Consider the following 14,575-nt stretch of genomic DNA (forward strand, 5'->3'; position numbering starts at 1 on the left):
ACCATGTCTATAGAAAAAAGAATAGAAAGTCTTATGAAAAAAATCTCACCCCAAGAGCGTATTGGGATTGAAGAACACGTAGATAAACTAATTTACAGCGTAGTGGGCTTTATGCCCGCCTGTGATGGTGTAGATAATCCCTTATTAATCAGCAATCTTGCATACACCCTTAGTCAAAAGGGGTTAAATGTATGTGTTGTAGACTTTAAAGTATTTTACCCAAATCTATATCAATTTTTAGATGTAAAACCTAATAAAAAGGGCGACGGACTACTTAAAGTCCTTAGAAGTGATAAGGCTGATTTCAGGGATGAAATTAATGCTACAAAATATGAACGCTTATATATGCTAAATCCAAGTCCTCAGGATCTAATGGAGGAATACTTTGATATTGACTTTGAAAATGTAGAAAGAGTCATTTCAACCCTTAAAAATATGTTTGACTTAATACTAATTGATATTCCTAATATTCCCCCATTGGAGCTGTGTATAGGGGCAATGAAGTATTGTCATATAGGGTTTTTTACATCAACAGAAAGAATAGAAGCAGCTAATAATATGATGAAACTGTTGGATTTTGCTTCCTCTATAGGGGTTAGCACAGCTAAGTTTACCAGTGTTATCCTAATGAATCTTCAAGAACTACAGTTCGATTTTAAAGTTTTAGAAGACCTAAATTTTAATGTAGCAGCAAAACTACCGATGGTTAAATCAGCTTTAGTAGATTCTTTTGTAGGGAAACTCTATGTAAAGGACAATCCTTTGGTTAATAAATTTTTTATAACAGGTATCGACCAATTGGCAGATAGACTGATAAATCAATAGAGGAGGTGGATGCATGCTTACTCGTGGAAAAGTTAGTAATATGCAACAAAAAACCTTATGGCAAGGTCAGAACAAAGAAGAAATGGAAGACTTAAAGAATAAATACACCACTATTTCCTTTGAAGAAGCTTTAGAATTATGTCAGAAACATATTACTAAAAGTGCCAACCACTCGTTTAGGAGGGAGAATGACCCAGCAAGAAAAAGGGAGATGACTAAGGCATATATTAATGAATTTGTTGACTCTCAAAGACCAATTGTAGAAGGCTACAGCGATTTGTTTCTCTTAAAACAAGCTTTAATAAACGAAATTACCCACTATGGGCCCATAACTAAGGCAATGGAAGACCCCCAAATTGATGAGATTAGAGCCAATGGACCTCAACAGATTTTTGTAGAAAGTGGAGGACGAACATTAAAGTGGGAGCAAGGATTTACTGATAAAGAGCATATGGAGAGGATTATATCCAAGCTAATAGGAGTATCTAAAGCGAGGTTAACACCAAAGATTCCAATGGTAAATGCTAGAACAATAGAAGGTTATCGTGTAAATGCAACCCATGCAGAAATTTCTCCCTATGATGTACCTGCCTTTGTAATCCGTAAGTTTAGTAAAAAATCAATTACAGCTGAGTCAATGATGCAGAATGAATCCTTTACTAAAAACATGTATAAGTTATTATCCCTTATACCTAAATCAGATTCATCATGGATTACAGTAGGACCAACAGGGAGCGGGAAGACCACGCTAAATGAAATTCTAGTAAAAGAAATAGATCCTTTATCAAGGATCATTACAATAGAGAATCCTTCTGAAATGAGACTCTTAAGAAGAGAAGGAGACCAACAGTATGGAAGAATCATTAACGATGTTCTTCAATATGAGTCTGTATCCGATGATGATGATTCAAGTCCTGCTACCATGGAAAATCTTTTGATTAATGCCATGAGACAATCTCCCCATTGGCTTGGACCGGGAGAACTTAGAACCCCAGGGGAGTTCGCAACAGCCCTCAGGGCTGCCCAAACAGGCCATTATTTCTTTACGACCCTTCACGCCGAGGGAGATCGAGATGCAATATATAGATTCTTAACAGCTTATTTAATGGTATCCAATGAACCAGCAGAGCTGGCCCTTAGAAATATCTGTAGTGCTGTAAAATTTGTAATTTATCAAGAAAAGTTAGCAGATGGAACTAGAAAGGTTACATCAATTTCTGAAATAACAGGATCTAATGGGTTAGAACCAATCGTAAATCCCATCTATAAGTTTATTTGTGAAGATGTTTTAGAGGATCCTGAAACCCATAAGGTACTGAAAATTCAAGGAAGGCATAAAAGAGTAGGTGCATTATCGGAAAAGCTACAACAATCGATGCTAAAGGCTGGAATAAAGAAAAGCCGATTCGAGTTTTTGACAAAACCACCTACAGAGGACGAAGAAGAGGTGTATATGTTCAATGAATACAATAACGAAAATTAGTTTATCTTTAGGTGTGGTGGCCTTTATCTTTATAAATGTATTTTTCGAGATTAGGTTCTTTCAAGGAATATCAAAATTCTTTTTAGATCTTTTTGATACCATTACAGATTTTATTGGTGATTATAACACAAAACGATACCTAGAAAGGGTTAAAAAAGAGAAAATTGTACGACAAAAAGAGAATGTATTTGCTAAGTATAATCGACTAGTAGAGGGGTTAATCATTGACTTTAAACTGCCCCTAACTTTAGAAAGTTTTACTTCCTTGCTTTGCATACTTTTTTCCATCAGTATGATGATAATTGTTCTATTTATGAAAAATATAACCCTTTCTTTTGTCGTAACCCTATCAGTCTTTATAGCAATTCTGACGCTATTTGTAATGCAGTCGAAGGCGATTAAGGCGGAACGGGTAGAAAATATTATGACGGCAGAAGAGGTTTTATGTCCCTTGGCCCGCCATGGCGTTTTAGTGGCGATAAAAAAGGTAATGGAAAGTGAAGAATACATTAGCCCTAACATAAGGCCCTACTTCCAACAGTTTATAGATAACTGTGAAAACAATGGTTATACCTTTAAGCAGGCGATAACTTTACTTAACAAACAATTGGGACCAAAGTTTGATAACTTCACTAAAAAAGCAATTATTTTTGAGTATAACGAAAGAAAAGGGATGGCAGATATTTTCTTAGATATCATTGATGAAAATGCAGTTTTAAGAGAAATCAATACTCGAAAAGATAGGATCTTTAGAAAGATGAATAGGGATTTTTTACTCAAAACAATTATTATACTTTTATTCTTCTTATACGCATCTACTGTTCAAGAATTTCGAGAATTTATGCTCTATAACGATCTTGGGAAATTTATCAATACAATTATTATCAGTGTTGTTTGTATTAGTTTTGCCCGTTGCCAAATGCTCCAGGGTGACCTTGGAATTGGAGGGGATAAGAAATGACAGTTTTAGCCAAATTGTTTGCCCTGGCATCGGTCTTTTATTTAGTAAAAGTCTTCTTATATCCCTTTTATAGACCTGTCAGCAATAAATTGAAAAAAAGATCTAGGCACTATTTAAATCAGAAAAAGGACGATAAGCTTAAGGAAAGGTTCCAAAGGATAAAGAAGTACCTTGCTAGGGAATATGGTAAAGGCTTAATTACAAATGCAGAAAGAATAAGGCTGAAAAAAATAATAGAGAGACTAGATTTAAATATACAGCCAGAGGAAGTTAGAATTGAGCAAATGGGTTATGCCTTAATTGCAATAATTGTTACATGGGTAATGTATAAAGCAAACCCCCTTTTAGGTTATGTTTCAGCGATATTCATTATACTTGGTTGGCTCTATCCAGTAGATGAGTTAGAAAAAACCATTGATCGAAAAAATAAAAACATAGCTTTAGCCTTTCCTGCCTTTTATAGTATGCTGTATTATCAATACTCTAAATCGGTTAATATCTATTTAGCAGATGTAATAAAGGATTATCTCCCTAATGCCCATGCAGATATGGCAGAAGAATTAGGAGTTATGCTAGATAATATCGAGTATGGAGAGGAATTTGCCCTAAAACAGTTGAAAAAGAGGGTGCCAATTCATTATATACTAAAATTTTGCGACATCATGGAAACAAGGTTAAGGGGTTTTAATAATATTAGCCAAATGGCTTACTTAAAAAATGAGTTAGATGAATTTCGAATTAGAGCTTTAGAAGATGAGCTAGAAAAAAGACAAGCAGAAAATAGTCGATTGCAGCTGGTGTTAATCCTAGCATTAGGGGTCTATATAACCCTTTACTATTTATTTACACTTATGCATTCATTTACAATGTTTCAATAAAAATGATCAATAAAAAATGATAAATAAAGAGGAGGAAAATAACATGGAAAAGGAAAACAAAATGAGCTTATTTATTGAAGAAGAATCAGGAGAATATGGAGTAAAGCAAATTGCATTTACAGTGGCAGTTATTGTTGTAATTGGGGTAGCCATAGGATTCATAAACGAGCGTTTTATGGAGACTTGGATTGGGCAAGTGTGGACAATGTTTATTAACTTTATTCAAACTACTTTTAAAGTATTGTAAGGGTGATGTAGATGGCTAGTTTTGCAAAATCAATATTGGTGGCGTTATTTGTTGTAACTGCCATCCTAATGTTTACAAATATTGTTTTTTTCTTTCCTTGGTATATGACTATAGTGGTAGAAACCTTCAATATATCTCAAATTGTTGCTAGTGATAATTATCTAAAGGACACCTATTATTATGATACCCTTTATCGCATGCAGGAGCAACCTGTTTTTAGGGAAAACCCCCATATGGTATTAATTGATGTTGAAAATGCCTATGGACGAGAAGCAAGAGGGAATGACGATGAAACTATGTATTATCTTAGCAATGATTGGGACAAACCCTATCTCCAAAGGGGAGAGCCTCTAATGGTTAGAGTACAAGCAGTCTATCCTTTTAAAATAACAATATGGGGGGAAGAGGTAGGGTTTGATGTTCCCTTTAGTTTTTCCCTAAAGACTACGGGCTTAAAGCATTATAAGGATCTAGATTATTATTACTAAGGACTGATATCCATGAGAAATTTTGCAATCGTTATATTATTTGTAGTTTTAGTAGGGGTTTTAACAGAACCCCTTATGGAAATTGCCCATGTAATTACTGAAAAAGTAACCCTTAGTTCAGCATTAATTAATTCCAGTCGTGCGGCAAAGGACAGAAGCTTAGACTATTATGGTGTTAGGGATATAGATGCTGTGATAGAGCAGGGGCGATTTGTTGCTTATTTTGCTGAGGCCTTTGAAGACGCCTTAAATGTCCGACTAACTAATAACCAAAATAATCGAACATTAACCTTTGTTCCACTAGATGATAGAAGAAACACGATACAAGTTACGTTGGATTTTGTTGTAAGTGATAATTACTTTAATCAAAAACAAACAAGGGTAGAAGCAAGGCTAGAGTCTTTTTACAAGTACAAAACAGCCTACCTTATAAGGGCCCATCAATTCTTTGGAAGCGATGTAGACTATTTAATGGTATTGCAACGGATGTATATTATTTCAGTACGTAATTAATGGGAGGTGTGTAAATGGATTACATTATCGTTACCTTTAAACAAAATAACTCTACCTCTATAGATTTAAAGATACCAACCTTCGTTCCAATTAGGGAATTGTTAACCATGTTGGCAGACACCTTAAATGTTGAGGCGATCAAAGAAAAAAAATTGCAGGCAGAGCCATTAGGTCATATTCTAGATAATAACCTAACGTTAGAAGAAGAGGGAGTATCTAATGGTGCGTTACTTACTGTTGTATAGGAGGGTTTGGCTTGATTAATAACATAATAAATGGTGGACTGGCTTTAAAAATTCAGTCTAGTCATTACTTTACTAATATTGGAGACTGCTCAGGTACATATCTTGTAGACGAAGGAAATATACCTAAAAAAGTAGCAGATGGGTTAGCTTGGTTTATGAATTTCCATGGAGAGTATATCTATTATAGCGAAGAAAGAGATAATAATTATTTATATCGGTTAAATGTAATTACCAACCAAGAAGAAGTGGTATTAAAGAAGTCTTGTAGCAACCTGATCTTATTTAATAACTATATTTACTTTATTGATGAGATCGACAGAAGGCTTTATAAATGCAGATCAAATGGTAGTGAATTAATGAAGGAAGTAAATGAAGAGGTAGTTTGTTTTACCATTAATAACGATAGTCTATTCTATGCTACTTCAAATGCCATTAAGCAAGTTTATTTGATAAATGGTAATAAAGAGACTGTTGTTACAGATGTTGAGGCTATAAGATTATTAGTTAAGGAAGAACAGATTATTTTAGTTGATAAAAACAACAATTATTATCTCACCTTGTATGATTTACCAAGCAAAAATAAACACACATTTGACGGTATGATGACCACTGATTTCAATGTAGATGAAAGATATATTTACTGCTCAAATAGTAATGATGGAAAGACCATTTATAGGATAAGTATTGAGGACGGAAGTAGCATTAGAATATGTGGTGATAAAGCTTCAAATCTTCATGTGATAGAGGATGAAATCTTCTTTATAAATGAGGATAAAAATAATAGCTGGTACAAGATTTCTGTATCAGGCGGCCATGCTAAGATGGTTATGTTATAGGTAGGGGTGTTGAGAATGAAGAATAGAAAATATGAATTTAGTCGCCAACCAAGGTTCTTACCAGAAATGCCTGTGGGGGAAGTCGAAGTACCTAACCCCCCTAGTCAATATCAAAAACCAGAGATATCTTGGTTTGCCCTATTGGTACCACCAGCGGTTATGTTAATTATTACAGTGATGCTAGCCTTAAGTACCCAGTCAGTCTATATGATGATTGGAATTGCCACTACAATTATGACGGTAATTGCTTCGCTAGTAGGAGCGACAACACAAATAAAAAAATATAAAGCTCAAAAAGAAAATAGAGAAAAGAAATACCTGCAACTGATTGCTGATATTAGAAGTGAGCTTACCCTATCAAAGGAGCAACAAAATAAATCTATGAACGAGGCTAACCCAGAGCCTGCCATTTGTTTGCAACGAATTGTAAATACCGATAACAAGCTTTGGGAAAGAACACCTGCCTATAGTGACTTTTTATCAGTAAGAATAGGTATAGGTACTGCTCCTGCTGCAGTAAAGGTAAAATATTCAAAGCAACAAATGGTTTTAGATAATGATCCACTGGCCCTAGAACCAGAAAAAGTGGCACTAGAGTATGGAAGTATCAGCGGGGTACCTATCTCTTTAGAAATACTTTCTTCAGAAATTGCAGGTATTGCTGGAGCCTATGATAGAACCCTAGACTTATTAAGAGTCGTAATGCTACAAATCATTACCCATCATGGATATGATGATGTAAAGGTAGTTTTACTACTTAAGGGAGATAATTTTGAAAAATGGCAATGGGCACGACATTTACCCCATCTATGGGATCAAGACTATAAGACTAGATACATGTTATGCGGTAAAGCAATAGCCCATCAGACCTTAGGCGAATTAAATGATCTCTTTAAGGCAAGAGAACTAAAATCTAAGGGAACAGGACAGATGGATAGTAATCTGCCCCACTATGTTTTTATAGTTGAAGATACTACGCTGTTAGAAAATGAAGGGATTAATAAATACATCTTCAATAAAAATAGAAGTATTGGTATTTCTACAATTTTCATTGCAGAAAACAGAGCTTTTTTACCAATGAACTGTAACACTATTATCGACCTACAGGGTAAAAATGGAGAATACATTAATAGAGAAACTGGTGAAAAGAACACCTTTACCCCCGACAAGTTAGAACTTTTTTCCCTAGAAAGGGCTGTTATGCATCTATCTCCTGTCAGAATAAAAAGTTCAGAAGCAAGCTTTTCGCTTCCTAAGTCAATTACGCTATTAGAGATGATGAAGGCAAATAAAGTTGAAGAAGTAAATGTAGTAGACAAATGGGAGAAAAATAGGACCTATATGGGAATGAAGGTACCAATTGGAGCAAGGGCCGGTGGCGAACTGTTTCACTTAGATTTACACGAAACAGGCTTTGGACCCCATGGTTTAGTCGCAGGAACAACAGGTTCTGGTAAGAGTGAGCTATTGCAATCCATTATTATATCCCTTGCAATTAATTATCACCCCCATGACGTAGTGTTTGTATTAATAGACTATAAGGGCGGCGGAATGGCAGACGTATTTAAAGGAATGCCCCACCTTGTAGGGACCATTACAAACTTAGGTGGAAATCAAACTACAAGGGCATTATTATCAATCAAAAGTGAGCTTCAAAGAAGACAAAGAATTTTTTCTCAATACGGCGTTAATAACATTGATAAGTATCAAAAACTATATCACAACATTAATAGAGATGAAAATATGCCACCAATTCCTCATCTTGTAATGATCGCCGACGAGTTTGCAGAACTAAAACAAGAACAACCAGACTTTATGAAGGAGCTAGTAAGTACTGCCAGAGTAGGACGTAGTTTAGGGGTCCACTTAATATTAGCAACACAAAAACCGGCGGGTGTAGTAGATGATCAGATTTGGAGTAACTCTAAATTTAAAATTTGTCTTAAGGTACAGGATGAAGCTGATAGTAAGGATGTAATTAAACGGCCAGATGCAGCTATGATTAAGGAACCAGGAAGGGCCTACATACAGGTTGGAAATGATGAAATCTTTGAAATGTTCCAATCAACCTATTCTGGGGCAGATTATGATCCAAGCGGTATATTAAAGCAGGATCAAAATATTAAAAAGCGGATTTATAGCGTTTCATTAAATGGAAAACAGGAGCAAATTTATCCAATAGAAGAAGAAAAAATTGCAAATGTAGAGTTAGATTCTCAGCTTAAGGCGATGGTGGAATATATTAGTGAATCAGCTGAAAATAATAATATAGAAGCATTAAAAGGTCCATGGCTGCCACCATTAGCAGAAGAGCTATATTTGGATGATCTATACAATGACAAGGAAGTCGGCTTTAACTATGAACTGGGGGCTTGGGCAGGAGAAGCACCATATCTAAGTCCTAATATAGGAATATTAGATGATCCGAGAGCCCAACATCAGATTCCATTAGCATTAGATTTTGCTAAGGAAGGACATCTGTTTATTTATGGGTCCCCTGGTACTGGTAAAACCTTCTTAATGGAAACCCTATGTTTATCGTTGGCTCATTTACATTCACCAGAAGAAGTAAATATGTATATCATGGACTTTGGAGGAACTGCTTTTAAGCAATTTGAAGGATTACCCCATTGTGGTGGCGTGATGACTATCGAACAAGAAAGTAGAATCAATCAATTTATGTTATATATATTTAGGTGCATAGAAGAAAGAAAACGAATTTTTGAAAGAACTCGTTCCGATAGCTTTATTAACTATAAGGCTAAAAATAAGGAGCCATTGCCTGCTATTTTCATACTAATAGATAACTACTTTGCTTTATCTGAAACATATGAAAAAGTAGATGATGAAATGATTATTTTAGCAAGGGAAGGGACTAAATACGGGATATATCTAATTGCATCGGCAACAAATGCTACCTTAGTAAAATATAAATTTGCGGTTAATTTCAAAATGGCAGTTACTCTACAACTTACTGATAAATCTGAGTATGACAGTATTGTAGGTAGAACTGAGGGACTAGAACCTGCATCAGTTGTTGGACGAGGACTAGTGAGAAATCAACCACCATTAGAGTTTCATACTGCCCTACCAGCTTTTAAAGAAAGAGATACTGAAAAGTTAATTAGTATCTTCGAGGAATTTGCAGCTAAGGGTGTTATACCAAAGGCAAGACCAATACCAGAAATGCCGACCAATATAGATATTACAGAAATAAACCAAGGCTCTACTGGAAAGTTAGCCATAGGATTAAGCGCAGAAGATCTACAACCAGTTTGTGTAGATTTAAGGACAACTCCTACAATTATGATTGCTGGGGATTCTCAAACAGGAAAAAGTACATTGTTGCTTTCATGGACAAAATTATTAACTGATCAAGTAGGTGTAGATAACATCAAAATCTATGCCCAAGATTCAAATGCAATGGGAATTTACCCAATGATGAGTATGCCAAATGTAGTTGATTTAAGTCAAGTGGAAGATATGTATGGGTTAATTGAATCATTAACTTTAGAGTTAGATAATAGAAGAGAACAACTAAAAGAATGTAAAATGAATGGTGGTAATTTGGAAGAAATTTATGAGAAGTGGCAACAAATAGTCTTTGTTTTTGATAACCTATTAGAATTTACTGACGGAGACAACTTCTCATTAAAGGATCTTTTAGAAAGAGTCGTTAAGAAGGATCATGGCTTAAAGGTGGCAGTTTTAGCGGTAGGAACCACATCAGATTTTGAGGCTAATTGGGATAACTTCGGTAAATCAGTAAGAGAGACCCAGACAGGTATTCTATTAGGAAGTATAAAGGATCAAGGTTTATTTAATGTAAGGCTTCCCTATGGCACTACCGAAAGAGAACTAGAGATGGGGGACGGATACCTAATCACTAAGAATAAATATAAGAGTTTACGGGTAGCCCATGTACCAAGCTTTATCGAGAACGATTAAGGAGATGTTAAGATGCAGTATATATTAAACAATAACGAATTGCTATTTCTATGTGTTTTGGCAGGAGCAGAAGAAATAATAGGAGTAGATAATCCCTTAGAGGATGCTAATGAAGATGAAATTGCAAAACACTGGGAAGTTGTATCTAAAAATCTTTTGGAAAGAGGATATCTAGTAAATGATGAAGAGGGACAAATACACATCGTAGAAGAAATGGAAAAAATATTAAGTGTCATTGCCTTTCCCGATGTGGCCCTTGTCAACACGATATCAATCAATAATGATGAAGAAATCCAATATTTATTTATTAAAAGTTATTTGGCAATATCAATGAAAAATAATGGAGAATGCATTATTGATACCTTTGAAGAGGTAGAAGATTTTAATACTTACCTTATAGACTTTTATGGACTTGCTGAGTTAGAAGAGTCTGACATGAAATATATGGTCTCTATAGCTTCTAAAGATTTTGATAAAGCCCTGGAGTTTGCAATGAAGGGAGATAGCCCAAAGGCTGGCGAAGTAGTGGCTGTTGAAGGTATTCCCCAAGAGGAACTGACTTTAATGTTTGATGCCCTTGTTAAGGATGAGGAATCTATTAAAATTACCGCCTTTAAAAATGAAGAGGAGCAAACAATTCAGGCAATGTTAAATATATCTAAATTAAATGGAAAAGCATGGATGGTTAAGACCAAAGGGACAGAAGACTATGAAAGAGTCAGTATCTATAAATCTAATCCTAAAGAAATGATTAATTCATTATTTGCCTTTTAGGTAAAGGAGGGATAACATGTCTTCACCAAGTAGCATCAATAGAGTTGCAAAGAGAGTAAATGATACAGCCTATAATATTAAAACATCCCATAATAAGTTAACACAGGACGTAAATGGTGTGGGGGGATGGTGGCAGGGGGAAGCAAGCAAAACCTTTATATCAGAATATAATCAGATTAGTTCTGAGATCAATAAGCTAACAAGACAAGTTGAAAGCTTAGAAAGTAGACTGAAGTCTTTAGCTAGTGCAGTAAGTCGAGCCGATGAGGAACGAAGACAGGAGGCACTAAGAAAGAGATTGCAGGAAGAACAACTTAGATTAAGGAGCCTATAACTATGAAGGTGAATATAAACAAGCTTACTGATTTAAAGAATAAGCTTTCACGTTTAGAAAAAACCTATGGAGACTATATTGCTGGTGCAACTAGTGAAGTCAATTCAATCGCTAATACCACCAACTCAAAATATCATGAATCCTACGTTAGAAGCGCCAGTTGTGGAGTCCTTCAAACAAGTAATGAAGTGAAAAGAAGCTGTCAAAGTCTTACTCAGCTTTTACAAGGCAAGGCTAAGGGGTTAGATAAAGCCATCGGAATCTATAAAGCCTCCGAAGAGAAAACCAAGGGGAACAAAATATCAGTAAATATTAATAATAAAAGATTCTTATCGATGTTATTTGCTTCCCCTATAAGCATTCCTAATAAGCTTTTTACTATTTCAATGATTAACCCTACATTAGCAACTGGAAGATCAAATGCCCTAACTAATAAATTTGTTAATCCTCAAAGCTTAGGACGGTTTAGTGGTTTTGTTAATGGTACTGCCACAGGATTTAGTGCCGTGGAGGAAATAATAAAATCATATTCCAACTATTCTGTTAGTAAGGTATTATTACAAAATTACTCTTATAGAAGTATACCAAAATCATTAAAAACTATAGTTGAGACAAATAAAGGAATGGAACATGCCGTCAAAAATATGGGATTTAGTATTGTGCAACAGGGTCACCAATACAGAATACATGGTAGTCAGGGGATAACACGTCCCTTAAAGCTTGCAACAAGATACAATATAGATAATGTCCCCAAATATAATAATATGAACACAATTTTTAAGGGATATAAAACTTATCAACACGCACAAAAAATTGGTAAATTAGCAGATGGCATAGCCTATGCAGGGGTGGCATTTGAAACTTTACAGGGAATTTCTTCTAATATTCAAAATGGAGAAACAAGATGGTCAAAATATTTTGGTGATGCATCAGTGGATGTGGCTGTGGGGGCAGCTAGAATTTATACCGTAAAGGGAGGAATTGCTACAGGCAGTAGTTTTGGGGCAGCAATTGGAACTTTCTTTTGTCCAGGCATTGGTACTGCAATTGGAGCTGCGGTGGGTGCTATAGGAGGGGGATTGATCACTGGGAGTGTTTATGATAAGATTTTTAACTATAACTATAATGATAAATCAGTAAAAGAGTGGATACAACTTGGAGTTAAATCTTCTGTTGATTTTATTTCAAATCAAGTAGGTGATGCTTCAAAAGCGGGGGCCAATATGGCCACAAATCTATATAATAATATCTCTGATGGAATACAAAACGTAAAGGATGCCAATATGGGGAAAGTATTATCCCAATTGATAAAAAACTCTATACCTATAAGGGGTGTTCCAATACCAAACTTGAGATGGTGAAGAATAAAAATGTAGGCAATTATAGGATGGAGGAATTGTCTTGGTTAAGGATAGAACGGAAACTATATTTTACAGAAAGGACGGTATTATTGCCCATAACTTAATACATTGTTTGATTTTTGGTGGTATTAGCTTTGGCTTTCTTACGATTACTTTGCTAACACCAGAAGAATTTACCTTTGGATACACCCATAAACTATTAATTATGTTCTTGAGAACTTCAATGCAAATAGCCCTTCTTCTTATGGGACTATATGTTCTACTGATATTTTTAAGGACCATATGGATTGATTTAATAAATAATAAAAGAAAACCAGCTTTAATAATAAATGAACTGGGCATCTACGATAATGCATCCTTTGTAAGATTAGGTTTTATTCCATGGGAAGAAATTGATCGTGTATTTGAGTATGATACGAAATACTCCTATGGCAGTTGGAAGCTATATAGAAGTGAAAGGTTTGTAAATATTATTTTAAAAGAAGAGGAAGCCTTCGTAAAGAAACTAAGCATTATAAAGCAAATTCAATTTAAAATATCTAAATTTACAAAGGGTAGAATTACTGCAATTCCTGTAGAACGGATTTATTCAAGAACAAAGTTAAAGGAAGAAAGTCTAATAGAAATATTCTCAAAATATAACAAAAACAAAATGAATACTTCCTATGTAAAAAGATATTATGAAGGAAGCAAAAGCTATGTTGCTAATGATAAAGAACTACAATACTATTATAACACTGAAAAATGGTTGATTGCATTTGGGGGAACTTTATTGTTCCTGTTCGGTGGACGGTTTTTATATAGTGATTCTCCACGGGTAGGTATATTTTTTATGATAATTTCTATGATGGCAGCAGTCACTTTAATTTTTATGTTATTAACAAGAAAAAGAAAACCCAATGTCATTATGGACCCTTCAGGAATAACCGTGGGTAGGTGGTTTGCAAGAGAAAAGAAGGTTAGGTGGCAGGATATTCAAAAAATATATATACATGAAAGCCTAGATAGTGAGCGAAATGATTTTGCTGGTATGTCAAAAAAGATTATTATTAGACTTTCTAAACTCAATAATATTGTTAGGAAGGATAATACTGATGTAATTATAAGTGAGGTACAAGAAATAGATAAAACCCTTACCCAAGCAGAACTAGAAGATATTGAAGAAACGATAAAAGAGCAGACCTATCAAGAAATAGAAATATTACAGATGATGGTAAATATCCCATTAGAAGAACTGTTAGAAGTTATTAAAGCTATGCATAAGAAGTACACAAATACTCAGTTCTAAAATAAGGAGGGACTTCATTGTCTGAGGGTGTAAATGAAATTGTATATTACAGGAGAGAAAATAGTAAGCTTTATGCAGTAGTGATGTCTTTTATTATTGTGGGTTTTATGAGTGCAATTTTAACACTGTCAATTCTATGGCCAGAAGAATTTACCTTTGGCCTTACCTCAAACCCTTTAATTACATTAATAAGAATATTACTGCAATTATTATTATCAATTATATGGTTACATTACGCTTACATTTTAATGAGAACCATAATTATAGAGTACATATTAAAAAAACCAGCACTCATTATTAATGAAAAAGGTATCTATGACAATATCTCCTACGTTAGATTGGGCCATATTTCTTGGGATGAGATTGAACGGGTTTATCCCTACGAAACTAATTT

At 34.7% G+C, this 14,575-nt stretch carries 15 protein-coding genes; all 15 read left to right on the forward strand.

Going from position 1 to position 14,575, the window contains the following annotated elements:
- The first annotated feature begins 3 nt into the window (after nt 1-3).
- Nucleotides 4-825: a P-loop NTPase family protein gene (locus tag T335_RS0114005; protein WP_026478101.1), complete on the forward strand. Its 822-nt coding sequence runs from the start codon at nt 4-6 to the stop codon at nt 823-825.
- A gap of 13 nt (nt 826-838) precedes the next feature.
- A complete protein-coding gene (locus T335_RS0114010) occupies nt 839-2,308 on the forward strand; it encodes an ATPase, T2SS/T4P/T4SS family (protein WP_026478102.1) in 1,470 nt (489 codons plus the stop codon).
- Nucleotides 2,286-3,269: a hypothetical protein gene (locus T335_RS0114015; RefSeq protein ID WP_026478103.1), complete on the forward strand. Its 984-nt coding sequence runs from the start codon at nt 2,286-2,288 to the stop codon at nt 3,267-3,269. Before T335_RS0114010 ends, T335_RS0114015 begins: the two co-directional genes overlap by 23 nt.
- The gene (locus T335_RS0114020) at nt 3,266-4,147 is read left to right on the forward strand and encodes a hypothetical protein (RefSeq protein ID WP_026478104.1); all 882 of its coding nucleotides are present in this window, start codon (nt 3,266-3,268) and stop codon (nt 4,145-4,147) included. The genes T335_RS0114015 and T335_RS0114020 overlap by 4 nt, the downstream gene beginning before the upstream one ends.
- A 43-nt stretch (nt 4,148-4,190) precedes the next feature.
- On the forward strand, nt 4,191-4,394 hold the full coding sequence (locus T335_RS0114025; protein WP_026478105.1) for a hypothetical protein: 204 nt from the start codon (nt 4,191-4,193) through the stop codon (nt 4,392-4,394).
- 11 nt (nt 4,395-4,405) lie between these two features.
- Entirely contained in the window at nt 4,406-4,882 is a 477-nt protein-coding gene (locus tag T335_RS0114030; protein ID WP_026478106.1) for a hypothetical protein, read from the forward strand.
- 12 nt (nt 4,883-4,894) lie between these two features.
- On the forward strand, nt 4,895-5,395 hold the full coding sequence (locus T335_RS0114035; RefSeq protein WP_026478107.1) for a hypothetical protein: 501 nt from the start codon (nt 4,895-4,897) through the stop codon (nt 5,393-5,395).
- A gap of 14 nt (nt 5,396-5,409) precedes the next feature.
- Complete coding sequence (locus tag T335_RS0114040; RefSeq protein ID WP_026478108.1) at nt 5,410-5,640, forward strand: EsaB/YukD family protein; 231 nt, start codon at nt 5,410-5,412, stop codon at nt 5,638-5,640.
- An 11-nt stretch (nt 5,641-5,651) separates the two neighbouring features.
- Nucleotides 5,652-6,476: a DUF5050 domain-containing protein gene (locus T335_RS21720; RefSeq protein ID WP_051569331.1), complete on the forward strand. Its 825-nt coding sequence runs from the start codon at nt 5,652-5,654 to the stop codon at nt 6,474-6,476.
- Nucleotides 6,477-6,491: 15 nt separating this feature from the next.
- Nucleotides 6,492-10,424: a type VII secretion protein EssC gene (essC, locus tag T335_RS20840; protein WP_051569332.1), complete on the forward strand. Its 3,933-nt coding sequence runs from the start codon at nt 6,492-6,494 to the stop codon at nt 10,422-10,424.
- Between the two features lie 12 nt (nt 10,425-10,436).
- A complete protein-coding gene (locus T335_RS0114050; RefSeq protein ID WP_026478109.1) occupies nt 10,437-11,198 on the forward strand; it encodes a hypothetical protein in 762 nt (253 codons plus the stop codon).
- A gap of 16 nt (nt 11,199-11,214) precedes the next feature.
- Nucleotides 11,215-11,532 (forward strand): WXG100 family type VII secretion target, encoded by a 318-nt coding sequence (locus tag T335_RS0114055; RefSeq protein ID WP_026478110.1) that lies wholly within the window; start codon nt 11,215-11,217, stop codon nt 11,530-11,532.
- Between the two features lie 2 nt (nt 11,533-11,534).
- The gene (locus T335_RS21725) at nt 11,535-12,893 is read left to right on the forward strand and encodes a hypothetical protein (RefSeq protein ID WP_051569333.1); all 1,359 of its coding nucleotides are present in this window, start codon (nt 11,535-11,537) and stop codon (nt 12,891-12,893) included.
- A 40-nt stretch (nt 12,894-12,933) separates the two neighbouring features.
- On the forward strand, nt 12,934-14,181 hold the full coding sequence (locus tag T335_RS0114065) for a hypothetical protein (protein ID WP_026478111.1): 1,248 nt from the start codon (nt 12,934-12,936) through the stop codon (nt 14,179-14,181).
- A gap of 17 nt (nt 14,182-14,198) precedes the next feature.
- On the forward strand, nt 14,199-14,575 hold a 377-nt coding region (locus T335_RS0114070; RefSeq protein WP_026478112.1), incomplete at its 3' end, for a hypothetical protein.

It is taken from the genome of Alkaliphilus transvaalensis ATCC 700919 (assembly GCF_000621485.1).
In the GTDB taxonomy this organism is placed as follows: Bacteria; Bacillota; Clostridia; order Peptostreptococcales; family Natronincolaceae; genus Alkaliphilus; species Alkaliphilus transvaalensis.

Bases quoted from the DNA above. Each gene is read 5' to 3' on its own strand.
- T335_RS0114005 (WP_026478101.1), top strand. From the start codon at position 4: ATGTCTATAGAAAAAAGAATAGAAAGTCTTATGAAAAAAATCTCACCC.
- T335_RS0114010 (WP_026478102.1), top strand. From the start codon at position 839: ATGCTTACTCGTGGAAAAGTTAGTAATATGCAACAAAAAACCTTATGG.
- T335_RS0114015 (WP_026478103.1), top strand. From the start codon at position 2,286: ATGAATACAATAACGAAAATTAGTTTATCTTTAGGTGTGGTGGCCTTT.
- T335_RS0114020 (WP_026478104.1), top strand. From the start codon at position 3,266: ATGACAGTTTTAGCCAAATTGTTTGCCCTGGCATCGGTCTTTTATTTA.
- T335_RS0114025 (WP_026478105.1), top strand. From the start codon at position 4,191: ATGGAAAAGGAAAACAAAATGAGCTTATTTATTGAAGAAGAATCAGGA.
- T335_RS0114030 (WP_026478106.1), top strand. From the start codon at position 4,406: ATGGCTAGTTTTGCAAAATCAATATTGGTGGCGTTATTTGTTGTAACT.
- T335_RS0114035 (WP_026478107.1), top strand. From the start codon at position 4,895: ATGAGAAATTTTGCAATCGTTATATTATTTGTAGTTTTAGTAGGGGTT.
- T335_RS0114040 (WP_026478108.1), top strand. From the start codon at position 5,410: ATGGATTACATTATCGTTACCTTTAAACAAAATAACTCTACCTCTATA.
- essC (WP_051569332.1), top strand. From the start codon at position 6,492: ATGAAGAATAGAAAATATGAATTTAGTCGCCAACCAAGGTTCTTACCA.
- T335_RS0114050 (WP_026478109.1), top strand. From the start codon at position 10,437: ATGCAGTATATATTAAACAATAACGAATTGCTATTTCTATGTGTTTTG.
- T335_RS0114055 (WP_026478110.1), top strand. From the start codon at position 11,215: ATGTCTTCACCAAGTAGCATCAATAGAGTTGCAAAGAGAGTAAATGAT.
- T335_RS21725 (WP_051569333.1), top strand. From the start codon at position 11,535: ATGAAGGTGAATATAAACAAGCTTACTGATTTAAAGAATAAGCTTTCA.